Raw genomic sequence first — 17146 nt, forward strand, 5'->3', positions numbered from 1 at the left:
CTCGGGGGCGTTGCCGGAGCGGGGCACCACCGGCACCTCGGGGGCGTTGCCCGACTGCGGGACCACCGGCTCGGCGGGCTCGGCGGCCCGTCGCCGGCCGACCGGACGAGCCGGTGGGCGCTCGTCGGTGCCCGCCGGCTCGCCGCCGGTGGGTCGTTCCCCGGTGGCCGGGGCACCCGGCCCGAAGCGTCCCTGCTCGGCGCCCCGCTGTCCGGTCGGCGGTCGGCCGACCGCCTCGCCGACCCCGTCACCTGCGGGCCGGGGTGGCGGGGCGGCATCCGCCGGACGGCCCGCCGCGCCGAGCGGCGCCCGGGGCGGCACGGGGGCGCCGGGCCACGGCCCGTCCACCGGCCGCGAGCGGGGGCCGCCGGACTCTGGCCGGCCTCGGCGGGCCGGTGCGGGCCCGGAGCCGGCCGGCGGCGCGCCGTCCGGTGCGCCGCCAGCGGGGCCGGTGCTGTGCGCTGGTGGGGGCGGCATGCCCGGACCGGTCGGCATGCCCGGACCGGGCGGCTGGTGCGGACCGGGCGGCTGGTGCGGCGCGGACCGGGCCGCGGCAGGTGCCCCGCCGGCACGGGCCAGCGGCGGGCCGGAAGGACCCTGACCCGGCGGCGGGCCGCCCTGGCCGGGGGGCGGGCCGGAAGGTGGCGGCGCGACCGGATGCGCCCCGGTCGGCTCGCCGGGTGGCTGCCCCGGAGCACCCGGCCGGCCGGGCGGTGGGGCCGCAACCGGGTGGCGACCGGGGGGCGGTGCCGGGTGCCGGCCCGGCGGCTGCGCCGGGGGCGACGGCCGGTGCGCGTCGGGTGGGCCCGGCGGAGCCGCAGGGGCGCCCAGCGGGCCCGGATGCTGTCGGTGGGTGTCGGGCGCTCCCGCCGGCTCCGGCCGGCCACCGGGCGGACCCGACGGGTACGCCTGGCCCGGTTGTGGTGGGCCCGCCGGTCGGGGGCCGGGGGGCACGGCCGCCCCAGTCCGGGCCCCGGGCGGTACCGCACCGGGCGGCACCGGACCAGGTCGCACCGGACCGGCCGGCCCGACGCCGGGCGGACCCGAGCCGGCCGGGCCTGGACCAGGCGCGACGCCGGGCGGCCCGGCGGGCGGGTGGGGGCCCGGCACCGGTGCGGCGCCGGGACGGGCGGTCGGCGGACGGCCCGCCTCCGGATGGCCACCGGGTGGCGGCCCGGAAGGCGGAGCAGGATGCGCGCCGGGGTGCGGCGGGGACGGCGGGCCGGGTGGGGCCATCGGCGGGCGACCGGGCGGGCCGGCGGCCGGTGGCAGGTCGCCGGGGCCGAGGTCACCACCCTGCTGCTTCGCCGACCGCAGGTCGTCGATCCAGCCGAACTCCTCGCCGCTCTCCGGCGGCTCCGGGGCGGCCTCGGCCTTGCCGCGACCCCAGCGGCGCCCCTTGGCCCGGGGATCACGCCGCTCGTCCGGGCCGTCCTCCGGTCGTTCGGAACCACGCGATCTCACTGCTGCCCCTCCTCGACGGCGTCCTTGCCGCCCTCATGCGTCGCCTCGGCGACCACCGCCCCCGACGGACGGCCGTTTCCCCCCGTGGCGCCGCCGTCCGTGCGGGACACCGGGGCCGGCAGGCCCCGGACGATCCGCCGCAGCACCGGCAGCCGGGCCGCGACCGATCGTTCCGCCCCGTGTCCGCTCGGACGGTAGTAGTCGGTACCGACAAGATCGTCGGGTGCGTACTGCTGGGTGACCACGCCCCGCTGGTCGTCGTGCGGATAGCGGTACCCGATGCCGTGGCCGAGCCCCCGGGCGCCCGCGTAGTGCGCGTCCCGCAGGCCACGCGGCACCGGACCGCCCCGGCCCGCCCGGACGTCGGCGAGCGCCGCGCCGATGGCGGTGGTGGCCGAGTTCGACTTCGGCGCGGTGGCCAGATGGATCACCGCCTGGGCGAGGGTCAACTGGACCTCCGGCAGGCCGACGTACTCCACGGCGTGCGCGGCGGCGGTGGCCACGCTCAGCGCGGCGGGGTCCGCCATCCCGACGTCCTCGCTGGCGAAGATCACCAGCCGGCGGGCGATGAACCGGGCGTCCTCCCCGGCGACCAGCATCCGGGCCAGCCAGTGCAGGGCGGCGTCCACGTCCGACCCGCGCATGCTCTTGATGAGGGCGCTGGTCACGTCGTAGTGGGCGTCCCCGGCCCGGTCGTAGCGCACGGCCGCGGTGTCCACCGCCTGCTCGGCGGTGGCCAGGTCGATCCGGCCGGTGCCGAGGGCCGTGGCGGAGGCCGCCGCCGCCTCCAGCGCGGTCAGCGCCTTGCGGACGTCCCCGCCGGCCAGCCGGACCAGGTGCTCCTCGGCCTCGGTCTCCAGGGTGAGGGCCCCGGCCAGGCCGCGCTCGTCGGCGACCGCGCGGCGCAGCAGGCCGCGCACGGCGGCGTCGTCCAGCGCCTGGAGGGTGAGCAGGACGCAGCGCGACAGCAGCGGCGAGATGACCGAGAAGTACGGGTTCTCCGTGGTCGCGGCGAGCAGGGTCACCGTCCGGTCCTCGACGGCGGCGAGCAGCGAGTCCTGCTGGGTCTTGCTGAACCGGTGCACCTCGTCGATGAAGAGCACGGTCGGCGGGCCACCGGAGCGGCGCTGCCGCCGGGCGGTGTCGATCACCGCGCGGACGTCCTTCACCCCGGCGGACAGCGCCGACATCGCCACGAACCGGCGGTCGGTGGCCCGCGCCACCAGGTGCGCGATGGTGGTCTTGCCGCTGCCCGGCGGCCCCCAGAGGATCACCGACAGCGGAGCGGCCCCCTCGACCAGTTGCCGCAGCGGCGCGCCGGGGGCGAGTAGGTGCTCCTGCCCGACCAGTTCGTCGATGGTCGCCGGTCGCATCCGGACCGGCAGCGGCGCGTCCGCGCCCACGGAGGTGAAACCGTCGCCGCCGGACCCGGCCGGGATGCGGTGCGTCGCGGCGGGCTCACCGAGTGGGAACAGGGCGTCGGACTCCATCGGATGAACAGTACCGGGCCGGGTCCGCACCACCCGAAGCGCGGCGCGGACCCGACCCGGCAGCGATCACTTCCAGTCAGCAGCGAGCCTAGCGACGGCCTCGACGCCACCCGCCGCCCCGGACGCCGCTGCCGACGCCGCCCAGGTGGAGCGCGATCAGGAGCAGCCCGATGAGCACGAGCGTGTTCCAGTTGAACAGGTCCGGCGCGCCGAAGTTGTTGTTCAGCAGGTCGATCAGGAGCGCGAACCCGAAAACGATGGCCGCGATGATGGCGAGCATGTCGGTCCTCCGGTGGGGGTTACCAGTGGGTCGCGCAGGATGTACCCGTTCGGTCTGATCGTCAATCTCCACGGTGGATCGGACCGGCCCCGGAGGGCGGGCTCGACGCCCCGACCCGCCCCTGTGCGGCTGGCGGGGGCGCGACGGCGCGACGACCGGCCCGCCACGCCGGGACGTAGAGCGGGGCGGCGACGGCCAGCACCACCGCGCCGACGATCAGCGCGGTGCTGACGGTGGTCGCGTCGGCGAGCGCGGTGAGGGTGATCCCCCCGAGCGCCGCCGCCGGCTGGGCGGCCATCGAGTTCAGCGAGAGGACGCTGGTCCGGTACGGCCCGTCGACCTGCCGGTGCAGCAGGCCGGTGTGCAGCGGGTTGGCCGCGCCGTGCACCGTGTAGCAGGCGAGGTAGGCGGCCAGCAGGCCGACCGGTCCGGCGAGCAGGCCCATCCCGACCACGGTCACCCCCTGGGCGATCCGCAGCAGCGCGGCCCCGGCGGCGGCGCCCGGCCAGCGCAATAGCAGTGGGGTCAGCGCCGCCCCGGCGGCCGAGGCGAGCCAGGCCGCCGAACTGGCCGGCCCGAGCAGCGCCGCCGCCCGGTCGGAATCGCCGACCACCTCGGCGAGCCGGACCGGCAGCAGGGACTCGTAGGTGACGATGCCGAAGCCCCAGCACAGCTCGACCGCGACCAGCGCCGCCAGCACCCGGGATCGGCGCAGCAGGCCGAACGCCCGCCCGACCATCCGGGGCGCCTGCCCGAGCGAGGCGCGCAGCGCGCCGGCCCCCCGGGGCGGCCGGGCCTCGACCAGCAGCCCGAGCAGCGCGGCCAGCGCCACCGTCTGGAGCAGCGCCGCCGCCAGCACCGGCACGGTGAGGGCGCTGACCGGACCGACCGGGCCGAGCGCCACCAGCGCGCCGCCGAGCAGTGCGCCGCCGCCGATCGCCACCCCCACGGTGGTACCGGCCAGGCCGAGGCCGCGTTCGTAGCCGGCCCGGGGGTCGGCGGCGAGGGTGGCCTCGACGTACCAGGACTCCAGGGGGCCGCTGTCCAGCGCCCGGAACAGCCCTTGCAGACAGAAGACCAGGGCGAACAGCAGGGGGGTGTCGGCCACCACGAGCAGCAGCAGCGCGGCCAGCCCGACCGCCCAGGCGGCGACGAGGACCGGACGGCTGCCGAGGGCGTCGGCGAGCCCGCCGGTGGGCAGCTCCAGGACCAGCACCACCAGCCCCTGGGCGCTGAACACCAGACCGATCTGGGTCAGGGTGAGGCCCCGCTCCTGCATCAGCAGGACCGTCACCGGGATGAGCAGTCCGGTGGGCAGCCACCGCAGGGCGTACAGGGCGAGGAACCGGTGCCGGACCTGGCCGACGCCCAGTCCGGCGGGGCTCACCGGCGCACCCCGACCTTCGGGAAGGCGGCGAGGAAGTACGCCACCGGCAGGGCGTCGGGCTCGTCGGACGGTGTCTCGGCACGGTAGCGCTCCAGGACCGCCCACAGCTCGGCGTGCAGGTCGTCGAGGCGCTGCGGGGAGATGCGCAGCAGCGCGTCGGAGATCCCGGCCGCGTCCCGCCACGCCTGGTCGTACTCCGCCTGCACGGCCCGCCAGCCTTCGGCCCGTTCGGCGAGGATCCGGAGCTGCTCGCCCTGCATCCACTCGGCGGCGGCACGGGCGTCCGGATCGTCGTCGTACGCGGTGGCCTGCCAACTGCTGTACTCGTGCGCCGCCCGCCACCACCGCTGCCGCCCGACGGCCCGGTCCGGGTCCTCGACCACCAGCCCGACCTCGGCGAGCTGGCGCAGGTGGTAACTGGTGGCCCCGGTGTTGGTGTCGAGCAGCTCGGCGAGCCGGGTGGCGGTCGCCGAGCCCGCCTCGCGCAGCGCGCCGAGCAGCCGGACCCGCAGCGGGTGGGCCAGGATCCGGATCTGCCGGCTGGTCAGTCGCACCGGGTCCGGCTCGGGAGTCGTCATGCGATGCACAATATCTGTGCACATTTTCTGTGCACAATTCTTTTGCATCCCGTGGTCGACACGGCCCCTGGCCTCCGGGTCACGGGGGTCAGCCGGCGAGCACGTCCTCGACGGCGCGCAGCCGGGTCCGCAGATCGGTGGCGGCCCGCGTGCTGTCCAGGCGTACCACGGTGGGGCGGGACGGGACCGCGGCGCTGGTGGTGGTCGTCAGCCCGGCCGTGTCGAGGCCGTACCGCCGGGCCACCAGCAGCCCCAACTCGGCCCGGCTGACCGCCTGCGGACCGGCCACGTTCAGCGGGCCGGCGTGGTCGGTGCCGGTGAGTTCCAGGACCGCCCCGGCCAGGTCCCCGACGTCGACCGGACAGCGGATCTCGTCGGTGAACAGGGGGAACGCCCCAGCGAGGGCATCTCGGCAGAGCCGGATCTGCGGGCTGTCCGCGTCGCCGAGGATCAGCGAGGTCCGCACCAGCACCGCAGCCGGGTCGGCGGCCCGCACGGCGGTCTCCGCCGCCGCCTTCGCCGCACCGTACGGGAAGACCGGGGTGGGCGGGTCGTCGTCGGCGTACGGCTCGGGGCGCCCGGCGTGCAGCGCGTCGCTGGACAGGTGCACCAACCGGGCACCGACCTCGGCCGAGGCGAGCGCCACGTGCGCCGCCCCGTCGGCGGTGACCGTCCAGTCCGCGTACCGGTAGGGGGTGCTGACCACCGCGTCGGGGCGCACCCGGGTGACCAGCCGGCGCACCGCGGCCCGGTCCGTCACGTCCAGCCGGTACGCCTCGACCCCCGGCACCCCGACGGCGCCGGAGTGGTACGTGGCCGTCACCGCGACGCCGGCCGCCACCGCCCGCCGGCACACCGCGTGCCCGAGCTGCCCGCTACCCCCGACGACCAGCAGCCGCATCCGCCCGGCGCTCCCCTCTCGATCCGGTGGTCACCGGGCACGCGGCGCGCACCCGGTGACCCTCCACGGGACGGCGCTCAGGTGGGGTCGGCCACCGGAGCTGCCGGCCCGGCGGTGCCGGTGTGCGCGGCGGCCGGGGGCTTGGGCTTGGCGTCGATGCCGGCCTCCAGGCGCTGCTGGGCGGTGATCGGCGTCGGCGCGCCGGTCAGCGGGTCGAAGCCGCCCCGGGTCTTCGGGAAGGCGATCACCTCACGGATCGAGTCCGCCCCGGCGAGCAGCATGCAGACCCGGTCCCAGCCGAAGGCGATGCCGCCGTGCGGCGGCGGGCCGTACTTGAACGCCTCCAGCAGGAAGCCGAACTTGTCCTGCGCCTCCTCGGGGGTGATGCCGAGCAGCGCGAAGACCCGCCGCTGCACGTCACCCCGGTGGATACGGATCGACCCGCCGCCGATCTCGTTGCCGTTGCAGACGATGTCGTACGCGTACGCCAGGGCGCGGTCCGGGGCCTCCTCGAAGCGGTCCACCCACTCGGCGTTCGGCGAGGTGAACGGGTGGTGCACCGCCGTCCAGCCACCGGCTCTGCCGTTCTCCTCGGAGGCCGGCTCGAACATCGGCGCGTCGACCACCCAGCAGAACGCCCAGGCGCTCTCGTCGATGAGGTTCGACCGCTTGGCGATCTCGATCCGGGCCGCGCCCAGCAGCTCCTGCGCCTCCCGGGTGTCGGCGTTGGCGGCGAAGAAGATCGCGTCGCCGGGCTTCGCGCCGACCGCGTCGGCCAGCCCGGCCAGGTGCTCCTCGGAGAGGTTCTTCGCCACCGGGCCGCGCGGGGCGCCGGTCTCCGCGTCGAGCACCACGTAGGCCAGGCCCTTCGCGCCGCGCGCCTTGGCCCAGTCCTGCCAGCCGTCCAGCTCCTTGCGGGTCTGCGCGGCGCCGCCGGGCATCACCACCGCCCCGACGTAGCCGCCCGCGTCGATCGCGGCGGCGAAGACCCGGAACGCGGTGCCGCGCAGGTACCCGGTCAGCTCCACCAGCTCGACGCCGTAGCGCAGGTCCGGCTTGTCCGAGCCGTACCGGGCCATCGCGTCGTGCCAGGTGATCCGCGGGATCGGGCGGGGGATCTCGTACCCGGCCAGGTCGGACCAGAGCGCGGCGACGATCGCCTCACCGAGGTCGATCACGTCGTCCTCGGTGACGAAGGACATCTCGATGTCGAGCTGGGTGAACTCCGGCTGCCGGTCGGCGCGGAAGTCCTCGTCCCGGTAGCAGCGGGCGATCTGGTAGTACCGCTCCATCCCGCCGACCATCAGCAACTGCTTGAACAGCTGCGGCGACTGCGGCAGGGCGTACCAGCTCCCGGGCTGGAGCCGGACCGGGACCAGGAAGTCGCGGGCACCCTCCGGGGTGGAGCGGGTCAGCGTCGGGGTCTCGATCTCCAGGAAGTCCCGCTCGTGCAGCACCCCCCGGGCGAGCTGGTTGGCCCGCGAGCGCAGCCGCATCGCCCGCGCCGGCCCGCCCCGGCGCAGGTCCAGGTAGCGGTACTTGAGCCGGACGTCGTCGCCGGCCTCGACCTGGTCGTCCACCGGCAGCGGCAACGGGGCCGCCTCGGAGAGCACCTCCAGCTCGCTGGCGGTCACCTCGATCTCGCCGGTGGGCAGCTCCGGGTTCTCGTTGCCCTCGGGGCGGCGGGTCACCTCACCGACGACCTTCACGCAGAACTCGTTGCGCAGCGCGTGCGCGTCCTCCTCGCGGAACACCACCTGGACGATGCCGGTGCCGTCGCGCAGATCGACGAAGATGACACCGCCGTGGTCGCGCCGGCGGGCCACCCACCCGGCGAGCGTCACCGTCGTGCCGGCGTCGGTCGCGCGCAGGCTGCCGGCGTCATGGGTACGGATCACGGCTTGCGTCTCCTCACGTGTAACGGCTGCCCCCGCATTCTGTCAGCACCCCCCGCCCCCCACCCGAACCGGGCTGTAAGGAGGGGCCCCCTCTTAACGCTTCCGGTAGAGGAAGGGCCCCCTGTTAACACCTGCGCCGGTGACACCGCGCCGGCAGCGGTGCTGGCAGCGCCGTCGGCGTGCCGGCAGCGCCGTCGGCGTGGCGGCAGCGCCGTCGGCGGCGGGTCAGCGCGTACGGTGCTCGGATGCGAGTCGTACCCGGATGGGCGCTGGCCTCCGCCGTGGCGGCGCCGATCCTCCTGGTCGGCGGCTGGACCCTCGGCGCGGCCCGCCAGCCCGGCGGGTTCGACCAGCTCACCGGGACGATCAGCGCGCTCGCCGCCGTCGGCGCGACGGACCGGTGGATCATGACGCTCGGCCTGGCCGGCCTCGGGCTGTGCCACTGCGTGACCGCCGCCGGTCTGCGTCCCCTCGCCCCCGCCGGCCGGGCGCTGCTCGCCCTCGGCGGGGCGGCCACCCTGGCGGTGGCGGCGTTTCCGCTGCCGGCCGGCGGTGGGGGTTCGGTGCCGCACACGCTCGCCGCGGCGGTGGCCTTCGGCGCGCTGGCGCTCTGGCCGGCCCTCGCGCCGCACGCGGGGCCGGCGACGGAGCAGGCAGGGCCAACCACGGGGTACGCGGAGCGCGCGGGGCCGACCACGGGGTACCTGGGGCGGCGGGCGACCTGGGTGGCGGTGGCGGTCGGGTTGCTCCTGCCGGTGGCCTGGTTCGTGGTCGAGATGGCCGCCGGGGGCGCACGGGTCGGCCTGGCCGAGCGGGTGGCGGCCGGGGCGGAGGCGCTCGCGCCCCTGCTGGTGGCCGCCGCGCTGCGCGGCCGGGGCGGTTAACAGGGGCCCCTTCCTCTACCGAAAGCGTTAAGAGGGGGCCCTTCCTTACACCAGAACGGCGGGCGGGCCGCCGGATCGCTCCGACGGCCCGCTCGACGGGGAGGGTCGATCAGAAGACGCTGACCCCGTAGGCGCTGAGCGCCTCGGTGACCGGCTGGAAGAAGGTGGTGCCGCCGGTGGTGCAGTTGCCGCTGCCGCCGGAGGTGAGGCCCAGGGCGGTGGTGCCGCTGAACAGCGAGCCGCCGCTGTCACCCGGCTGGGCGCAGACGTTGGTACGGATCATGCCGGTGACCCGGCCCTCGGCGTAGTTCACGGTGGCGTTCAGGCCGGTCACCGAGCCGCTGCGCAGGCCGGTGGTGCTGCCGGAGCGCTGCACCGACTGGCCGACGAAGGCGTTGCCGGCGGCGGTGATGTCCCGGAAGGTGCCGTTGTAGAGGGACACGTTGCCGGCGGCGTTGGCGGAGTTGTTGTGCCGCACGATGCCGTAGTCGTTGCCCGGGAAGCTGGTGCCGGCCCGGGTGCCGAGCAGGCTGGTCTGGCCGGAGTTGGAGTACCAGCTCGACGAGATGTTGGTGCAGTGCCCGGCGGTCAGGAAGTAGTAGGTGCTGCCGCTGCGGACGTTGAAGCCCAGCGAGCAGCGCCCACCGCCACCGGCGTAGATGGCCTGACCACCGGAGATCGTGGTGCTCAGCACGCCGGGCGTGGACTCGACGCGCACCGCGCCGTTGCTCTTCGCGGCGGCGGCCTTGACCCGCTCCAGCTTGGCGCCGGTCACGGTGCTGTCCACGGAGACGACGACCTGGTTGGTGGCCGGGTCGGTCCACCAGGCGGTGCCGGGGATCCGCACGGAGCGGTCGAGCTCGGCGGTGGCCCGGGCCAGCTCGGCGGCGCCGCGCTTGACCAGCTTGGGGGTGGCGCCGTTGGCGGTGACCTGGCGGGCCGCGGCGGCGTCGGTCACGGTGACGACCATCTTGCCGGCGCCGTCGGCGTACGTGCCGGCGGAGCGGTCGCCGAGCCGCTCGGCGAGACCCGCGGCGGCGTCGGGCGAGGCGACGGCGGGTGCGGCCTGGGCGGGCGCGCCGATCAGCGAGCCGGCGACCAGGGTTCCGGCCACGACGACGGTGGCGGCGCGGCGGAGCGAGGACCTTGTGGGTCGCATGAACGAACCTCCGGAAGGGAGTAACGGACACACCGGGGATGACGTGTCCGGACGGGACAGAACCGGCTGATCTGGGGAAATCAACCGCGTCCCGGTGAAGTATTCAGATATTGAAGATCGTCAGCAAGACCTAGATCCATATCATTCCTCCCCTCCCCCTACGACGCACTCGATCCGAAACATTGTGGACACAGAAGGTTGTCAATACGATCTGGTCACCCTCGCACATCCGGCAACCGCGATCCGGAGGCCACCATGACCCTCGCCCGCCGCGCACTGGCCGTCGCCACCGCCTGCGCCGCCCTGCTCACCGCAGCGACCCTGCCCGCCAGCCCCGCCGCCGCAGCCGCCGCCGACCCGCCGCCCACCTCGATGGTCAGCCTCGGCGACTCGATCACCCGGGGGTTCAACGCCTGCGGCTGGTACGTGGACTGCACCGCCCGCTCGTTCAGCACCGGCGACTACGCCAGCGTGAACAGCCACTACCTGCGCATCCGCGCGACCGAGCCGGCCATCGCCGGGCGCAACCACAACGCCGCCCGGACCGGGGCGAAGTCCGCCGACCTGCCCGGCCAGGCCGCCACGGCGGTCAGCCAGGGCGCCGGGTACGTCACGGTGCTGATCGGCGCGAACGACGCGTGCACCGGGTCGGAGTCGACGATGACCACGGTCGCCACCTTCCGTGGCAACATCGACACGGCGCTGAACCGGCTCAAGTCCGGCCTGCCCGACGCCCGGGTCCTGCTGGTCAGCATCCCGGACGTGCACCGGCTCTGGACGGTCGGCAAGGACAGCGGCAGCGCCCGGACCGCCTGGTCGCTCTTCGGCATCTGCCAGTCCCTGCTGGCCAACCCGACCTCCACCAGCCAGGCCGACACCGACCGCCGCAACCGGGTACGCCAGCGGGTGGTCGACTACAACACGCAGCTCGCCCAGGCCTGCACGGCGTACGGGGCGAACTGCCGGTTCGACGGCAACGCCGTGTTCCGGTACCCGTTCGCCCTCGGTCAGCTCTCCACCTGGGACTACTTCCACCCCAACACCAGCGGTCAGCAGGTGCTGGCCACCGTCTCGTACGGGGCCGGCTTCGGCTGGTGACCGACGCGGCCCGGACCCCGCCGCCGGGGTCCGGGCCGCCGCCGGGGTCCGGGCCGCCGCCGGGGTCCGGGCCGCCGCCGGCCGCGCGACGACGTCAGCCGGTCCGGCGGCGGGCGCCGGGACCGGGGCGGGGCAGCACCTCCCGGGCGGCCCCCACCTCGTGTCCCCGCTCGCACCGGAGCCCGACCAGGATCTCGCCGCCGCAGTCGCGGTGCTCGACGCGCAGCGGGAGCCGTCCGGGTCGGCGAGGTGGCGGTTGCCCCAGCCGAGCACCGCGACCAGGACCGGCCAGAGTTCGAGCCCCATCTCGGATGACGGCCGACGAGGGCCGGGTGATGGTCGAGCTGGTGCCGCAGGAGTTCCACTACAACCCGCTCGGCACCGTCCACGGCGGGATCCTGTCCACCCTGCTCGACACCGCCGCGGCCTGTGCGGTGCACACCACCCTGCCGGCCGGCGTCGGCTACACCTCGCTGGACCTGAACGTGAAGTTTCTCCGGCCGGTCACCGTCGCCTCGGGCACCCTGCGCTGCGAGGGGACGGTGCTGCAACGGGGCCGCCGCACCGCCCTCGCCGAGCCCGGCTCACCGACGCCGACGCTGATCGCCCACGCCACGTCGAGCTGCCTGCTCTTCCCGCTCGACCAGCCCACCTCGTGACCGACCGACCGGCCGACGCGGAGGTCAGCGGCCGGGCAGTGACGGGGTCGTCGTCAGCCGACGCGGGCCAGGCGGGCGCGGCGGGCGTCGCGCTTCTCCTCGAAGCGGGCCGCCGCCGTCTCCAGGTCCGCCAGGTGCTGGCCGATCCGCTCCTGGGCGGCCTGGCCCTCGGCGTCCAGCCCGGTGACGTTGAAGACGTCCCACTGGCGCAGCACCGGCGCCACCACCTCGTCGCGGTGCTGACGCAGGTCGTAGATACCGGCCAGGGCGATCTGCACCGACTTGCGGGCGAAGCCCTCGATGCCGACGCCCGGCATCTCGAAGTTGGTGATCACCTCGGCCACCGCCCGCATGGTCTGGCTCGGCGCCACCTCGAACGCGGCCGCGAGCAGGTTGCGGTAGAAGACCATGTGCAGGTTCTCGTCCGCGGCGATGCGGGCCAGCAGGGCGTCGCAGACGGCGTCGCCGGTGGCCTTGCCGGTGTTGCGGTGGGAGATCCGGGTGGCCAGTTCCTGGAACGACACGTACGCCAGCGAGTTGAGCATGTGGTGGTCGTGGGCGTTGGAGTACCCGTGCGACATGTGCACCATCCGGGCCCGCTCCAGCTCCACCGGGTCCACCGCCCGGGTGACGGTCAGGTAGTCCCGGATCGCCGTGCCGTGCCGCCCCTCCTCCGCCGTCCAGCGGTGCACCCAGGTGCCCCAGGCCCCGTCGCGGCCGAACAGGGTGGCGATCTGGTGGTGGTACGAGGGCAGGTTGTCCTCGGTGAGCAGGTTGACGATCAGCGCGGTCCGGGCCACGTCCGGCAGCGTCGAGTCGGCCTCGGTCCACGCCTCGCCACCGAGCGGGCCGTCGAAGGTGCGTCCCTCGCTCCACGGCACGTACTCGTGCGGGAACCACTCCTTGGCCATGCTCAGGTGACGGTTCAGGTTGCTCTCCACCACGGGCTCGAGTTCGTGGAGGAGTGCGGTCTGGCTCAGATCGGTCACGAGGATCTCCCTACGGTGGCGTAACTTACGCCACCGTAGGTCCATCCGGGCGTACGCGCCAGTAACCGGTTCAGGAGACCAGGGGCCGCAGGTCGGCCCGGGGTGGCGTCCACTCCCCGGCCGCCGCAACCACCTGCTCGCCGGAGCGGATGTCCTTCACCTCGTCCGCCGCGCCCTCCGCGCCGGGGAACCAGACGTACGGGATGCCCCGCCGCTCGGCGTAGCGGATCTGCTTGCCGAACTTCGCCGCGCTCGGCGACACCTCGGTCGGCACCCCCCGGCGGCGCAGCGCGTCGGCCACCCGGTTGCTCGCCGCCCGCTGCTCCTCGGTGGTCACCGCGACCAGCACGCAGGTCGGCACCGACCGGGACACCGACAGCCCACCGGCGCCGAAGAGCAGCCCGAGCAGCCGGGTCACCCCGATCGAGATGCCCACCCCCGGGTACGACACCGCGCCCGCGCTGGCCAGGTTGTCGTACCGGCCGCCGGAGCAGATCGAGCCGAACCGCTCGTACCCGGCGAGCTGGGTCTCGTACACCGTGCCGGTGTAGTAGTCCAGGCCCCGCGCGATGCGCAGGTCGGCGACGCAGAGGCCGGGCGCGTGCGCGGCGGCCGTCTCCACCACCGCGACCAGCTCGGCGATCCCCTCCTCCAGGAGCGGATCGGTCACCCCGAGGGCGCGCACCGCGTCGGCGAAGGAGGCGTCCGGCGCGGAGATCTCCGCCAGCGACAGGCACGCCTTGGCCTGCGCCTCGCTCGCCCCGGCGGTCTGGGCCAGCAGCTCGGCCACCTTCGCCGGGCCGATCTTGTCCAGCTTGTCGACCGCGCGCAGCGCCGCCTCCGGGTCGGTCAGCCCGATGCCCCGGTAGAAGCCCTCGCAGATCTTGCGGTTGTTCACCTGGATGGTCACCGGCGGGATCGGCAGCGACCGCAGCGCGTCCCCGATCACCAGCGGCATCTCCGCCTCGTGGTGCGCGGCGAGGGTGTCCCGGTCGACGATGTCGATGTCGGCCTGGACGAACTCCCGGTACCGCCCCTCCTGCGGGCGCTCGCCCCGCCACACCTTCTGGATCTGGTACCGGCGGAACGGGAACTGGAGCTTGCCGGCGTTCTCCAGCACGTACCGGGCGAACGGCACGGTCAGGTCGAAGTGCAGACCGAGGCTGTCGTCCCCGGCCGCCGCGCCGGGCTCGTCGTGCAGCCGCCGGATCACGTAGACCTCCTTGGAGGTCTCCCCCTTGCGCAGGAGCTGGTCGAGGGGCTCCACCGCGCGGGTCTCCAGCGGGGCGAAGCCGTACAGCTCGAAGGTGGTGCGGATCCGGTCGAGCACGAACTGCTCGATCATCCGCTGCGACGGCGTCCACTCCGGGAAGCCGGAGATGGGCGTGGGCTTGCTCATGACGCTCCGTTCACGCGCCCCACGCGCCGCGCGCGGGGCAGGGTCGGTGCGGCCGTCACCGGCCGGGGGAAGAGGGTGGGCCCGGCCGGTGACGGCCGGACCGGGTCGTCACAGGCCGCGGGCGGGCGCGGCCGGTCGGCCACCGCCGGAGCGCGCCACCTCGACGAGGTACGGGTTGCCGGCGCGCTCGCGGCCGATGGTGGTCGCGGGGCCGTGGCCGGGCAGCACGACGGTGTCGTCGGCCAGCGGGAGGATCTTCTCCCGGAGGCTGGTGAGCATCGCCGGCATGCTGCCGCCGGGCAGGTCGGTGCGGCCGATCGAGCCGGCGAAGAGCACGTCGCCGGAGAGGCAGAGCTGCTCGGCCTCCCACGTCGAGCCGGTGGCCGGCAGCCGGAACAGCACCGACCCGCCGGTATGGCCGGGGGCGTGGTCGACGGTGATCTCCAGCCCGGCCAGGCTGAGCGTGCCGCCGTCGGTCAGCTCGGCGACGTCCTCCGGCTCGGTGTACGGCAGCCGCCCGCCGAAGAGCGCGGAGAGGTCCGCGGAGAGGCCCTTGGCGGGGTCGGCGAGCATCTCCCGGTCGCCGGGGTGCACGTACGCGGTGATCCCCCGCGCGCCGCAGACCGGCGCGCCCGAGAAGGTGTGGTCGAGATGGCCGTGGGTGAGCAGCACCGCGGCCGGGTGCAGCCGGTGCTCGGCCAGCACGGCGTCGAGCCGGTCGAGGACGCCGATGCCCGGGTCGACCACCACGCACTGCTCCCCCGGGCCGGCGGCCACCACGTAGCAGTTGGTGCCGAAGGCTTCCGCGGGAACGCTGGCCACGAGCACGTCCGCTCCCCTTCCGTCAGGTTGTCCTCCGGTGAGCAGCCTAACCGCCGGCACACCGGATCACCCGGCCCGCCCACCGCCGCCCCGGCCGACCGGAACCGGGCCCACCGGCACCGGGACCGACCTCGTACACCACATTCCCAGCAGTTACCCGTACACTCTGGCGGGCGTGTGGCGTGGCGCACGGTGACACCCGACGGGGCGCGCCCGTCGTCCGTCGCGACCACCAGGGTAGAGGAAGGGGAGCGCGAGTGGCTTCCAGCAGGGACCGGCAGCGCAAACTCGCGCGGGCCAAGCTCGACCGCCAGCAGGCCCGGCGCGCCGCCGCCACGAAACGCCGGCGGCAGATCCAGGCCGCGGTGGGCGCCGCCGTGGTGGTGCTGCTGATCGTCGTCGGTTCGGCGTGGGCGCTGGGCGCCTTCGAGTCCGACCCGGAGGAGACGACCGCCGCCAACAACGAGGTCTGCGCCTGGACGCCGCAGGACGGCGGCGGCAACAACAGCCTCAAGGACGTCGGCACCCCGACCACCGTCGGCCTGCCGACCGAGGGCACCCGGCCGATGACGGTCACCACGAACCAGGGCGCGGTCACCGCCGAGCTCGACCTGGCCCTCGCGCCGTGCAGCGCGGCGAGCCTGGAGCACCTGGCCGGCCGGGCCTTCTACGACAACACCAACTGCCACGAGATCACCGCCGAGGGCGCGGTGCGCTGCGGCGACCCCAGCGGCACCGGCCTCGGCGGGCCGACCTACTCGTTCTCCGACGAGAACGTCCCGATCCCGGCGCCCGACCCGTCGGCCAGCCCCGCCCCGGAGCGGGAGCCGGCGTACCCGAAGGGCACGGTGGCGATGGTCGGCAGCGCCCCCGGCGTGAACGGCAGCCAGTTCCTGATCTTCTTCAAGGACTTCGACCCGGCCGAGCCGGCGTACCCGGTCGTCGGCCGGGTCACCGAGGGGCTGGACGTGGTGGAGAAGATCGGTGCCCTGCCGACCGTGGACAATGGCAACGGGGACAAGGTCAAGCCGGAGACCGACGTGGTGATCCGGACCCTCACCGTCGGCGCGTCGGCGAACGCGCCGGCACCGACCGAACCGGCGCCGAGCCCGAGCGCCGGCTGACCCGCTCCCCGCCCACCGACCAGCGGCACCGACCGCGCCCGAGCAGTCCAGGAGGATCCAGGCGTGACGTCCACCAGAGATCGGCAGCGCGTGGCGGCGCGGGCCCGACTCGAGCGGGAGATGGCCGAGCGCTCGGCCAAGGCCCGCAAGCGCCGCCAGATTCAGGCCATCGTCGGCGCCTCGGCGGCCCTGCTGCTCGTGGTCGCCGGGACCGTCTGGCTGGCCAGCAGCCTCGGCGACGACGAGCAGCAGCAGACCGCCGGGCCGGCGGCCGGCCACTCCCAGTGCTACTACACCGAGGTCCCCGCCGAGCAGCGGTCCCCGCAGACCAAGGATGTCGGGCTCCCGGCGACGGAGCAGCCCAACACCGGCAGCCAGACCCTGACCATCACCACCAACCTGGGTCCGATCACCGCCAAGGTCGACCGCTCCGCGGTCCCCTGCACCGCGGGCAGCTTCACGCACCTGGCGGGCAAGGACTTCTTCGACAACAGCAAGTGCCACCGGCTGGTCACCGAGGGCATCAAGGTGTTGCAGTGCGGTGACCCCAGCGCCACCGGCAAGGGCTGGCGGGACACCGACGGCACCGGCGGCCCGAGCTACCGGCTGGCCGAGGAGAACCTGCCCACCGACAAGCGTCCGCCGTACCCGGAGGGCGTCATCGCGATGGCCAACTCGGGGCAGCCGACGAGCACCGGCAGCCAGTTCTTCATCGTCTACGGCGACTCGCCGCTGGACCCGAACTACACCGTGCTGGGCACCATCACCGGCGGCATGGACCTGGTCAAGGAGATCGCCGAGGCCGGCGACGACGGGGCGTTCGCCCAGCAGGCCGGGGGTGGCCACCCGAAGAAGGAGGTCGTCATCACCGACCTCACGATGACCGACGCCTGACCGCCGGTCCCGTACCACCCGACAGCGCCCGTCGGCCGAGCCGGCGGGCGCTGTCGGTGTTCCCCGCGGTGCGGCGGGTCGGGGACGCGCACCCGCCCGGCGCCGTCGCGACGGCGCCGG

Annotated in this window: 14 protein-coding genes and 1 pseudogene; 5 read left to right on the forward strand and 10 right to left on the reverse strand. The window is 74.9% G+C overall.

The genetic code is table 11. From position 1 onward, the window contains the following. Positions 1 to 1460 precede the first annotated feature (1460 nt). From ACQUFX_RS14585 to aspS, 6 genes are all read right to left on the reverse strand, one after another. Positions 1461 to 2954 (reverse strand): replication-associated recombination protein A, encoded by a 1494-nt coding sequence (locus tag ACQUFX_RS14585; protein ID WP_428966566.1) that lies wholly within the window; start codon positions 2952 to 2954, stop codon positions 1461 to 1463. Between the two features lie 88 nt (positions 2955 to 3042). Then, on the reverse strand, positions 3043 to 3234 hold the full coding sequence (locus ACQUFX_RS14590; protein WP_067368053.1) for a hypothetical protein: 192 nt from the start codon (positions 3232 to 3234) through the stop codon (positions 3043 to 3045). 61 nt (positions 3235 to 3295) lie between these two features. Beyond that, positions 3296 to 4621, reverse strand: a complete 1326-nt coding sequence (locus tag ACQUFX_RS14595; protein WP_428966567.1) for an MFS transporter — start codon at positions 4619 to 4621, stop codon at positions 3296 to 3298. Beyond that, positions 4618 to 5199, reverse strand: coding sequence for a winged helix-turn-helix domain-containing protein (locus ACQUFX_RS14600; protein WP_428966568.1), 582 nt, complete (start codon positions 5197 to 5199; stop codon positions 4618 to 4620). The genes ACQUFX_RS14595 and ACQUFX_RS14600 overlap by 4 nt, the downstream gene beginning before the upstream one ends. 88 nt (positions 5200 to 5287) lie before the next feature. Further along, a complete protein-coding gene (locus tag ACQUFX_RS14605) occupies positions 5288 to 6100 on the reverse strand; it encodes an SDR family oxidoreductase (RefSeq protein WP_428966569.1) in 813 nt (270 codons plus the stop codon). A 77-nt stretch (positions 6101 to 6177) separates the two neighbouring features. Next, positions 6178 to 7998, reverse strand: coding sequence for an aspartate--tRNA ligase (aspS, locus tag ACQUFX_RS14610; RefSeq protein ID WP_428966570.1), 1821 nt, complete (start codon positions 7996 to 7998; stop codon positions 6178 to 6180). Positions 7999 to 8243: 245 nt separating this feature from the next. Here aspS and ACQUFX_RS14615 point away from each other — a divergent pair, with 245 nt between their 5' ends. Beyond that, positions 8244 to 8882, forward strand: coding sequence for a DUF998 domain-containing protein (locus tag ACQUFX_RS14615; protein WP_428966571.1), 639 nt, complete (start codon positions 8244 to 8246; stop codon positions 8880 to 8882). A 109-nt stretch (positions 8883 to 8991) separates the two neighbouring features. Here the strand turns inward: ACQUFX_RS14615 and ACQUFX_RS14620 are convergent, their stop codons facing one another. Further along, entirely contained in the window at positions 8992 to 10041 is a 1050-nt protein-coding gene (locus ACQUFX_RS14620; RefSeq protein ID WP_428966572.1) for a S1 family peptidase, read from the reverse strand. 255 nt (positions 10042 to 10296) lie between these two features. Between ACQUFX_RS14620 and ACQUFX_RS14625 the strand changes: the two genes are divergently transcribed. Then, positions 10297 to 11139: an SGNH/GDSL hydrolase family protein gene (locus tag ACQUFX_RS14625; protein WP_428966573.1), complete on the forward strand. Its 843-nt coding sequence runs from the start codon at positions 10297 to 10299 to the stop codon at positions 11137 to 11139. A gap of 305 nt (positions 11140 to 11444) precedes the next feature. Continuing rightward, positions 11445 to 11798: pseudogene (locus tag ACQUFX_RS14630) on the forward strand (PaaI family thioesterase); the annotation flags it as partial. A gap of 53 nt (positions 11799 to 11851) precedes the next feature. Here ACQUFX_RS14630 and ACQUFX_RS14635 read toward each other — a convergent pair. From ACQUFX_RS14635 to ACQUFX_RS14645, 3 genes are all read right to left on the reverse strand, one after another. After that, positions 11852 to 12787, reverse strand: a complete 936-nt coding sequence (locus ACQUFX_RS14635; RefSeq protein WP_428966574.1) for an acyl-ACP desaturase — start codon at positions 12785 to 12787, stop codon at positions 11852 to 11854. 70 nt (positions 12788 to 12857) lie between these two features. Continuing rightward, positions 12858 to 14186 carry a histidine--tRNA ligase gene (hisS, locus tag ACQUFX_RS14640; protein ID WP_428966575.1) on the reverse strand — a complete coding sequence of 443 codons (1329 nt, stop codon included), beginning with the start codon at positions 14184 to 14186 and terminating at the stop codon, positions 12858 to 12860. 108 nt (positions 14187 to 14294) lie between these two features. Then, on the reverse strand, positions 14295 to 15014 hold the full coding sequence (locus tag ACQUFX_RS14645; RefSeq protein WP_428966576.1) for an MBL fold metallo-hydrolase: 720 nt from the start codon (positions 15012 to 15014) through the stop codon (positions 14295 to 14297). Positions 15015 to 15265: 251 nt separating this feature from the next. Here ACQUFX_RS14645 and ACQUFX_RS14650 point away from each other — a divergent pair, with 251 nt between their 5' ends. Together ACQUFX_RS14650 and ACQUFX_RS14655 are read left to right on the forward strand one after the other, a co-directional pair. Next, the gene (locus ACQUFX_RS14650) at positions 15266 to 16132 is read left to right on the forward strand and encodes a peptidylprolyl isomerase (RefSeq protein ID WP_428966577.1); all 867 of its coding nucleotides are present in this window, start codon (positions 15266 to 15268) and stop codon (positions 16130 to 16132) included. 63 nt (positions 16133 to 16195) lie between these two features. Beyond that, positions 16196 to 17026: a peptidylprolyl isomerase gene (locus ACQUFX_RS14655; RefSeq protein WP_067368010.1), complete on the forward strand. Its 831-nt coding sequence runs from the start codon at positions 16196 to 16198 to the stop codon at positions 17024 to 17026. The last annotated feature ends 120 nt before the right edge of the window (positions 17027 to 17146 follow it).

The organism is Micromonospora fluostatini (assembly GCF_050410825.1).
Classification (GTDB): Bacteria; Actinomycetota; Actinomycetes; order Mycobacteriales; family Micromonosporaceae; genus Micromonospora; species Micromonospora rosaria.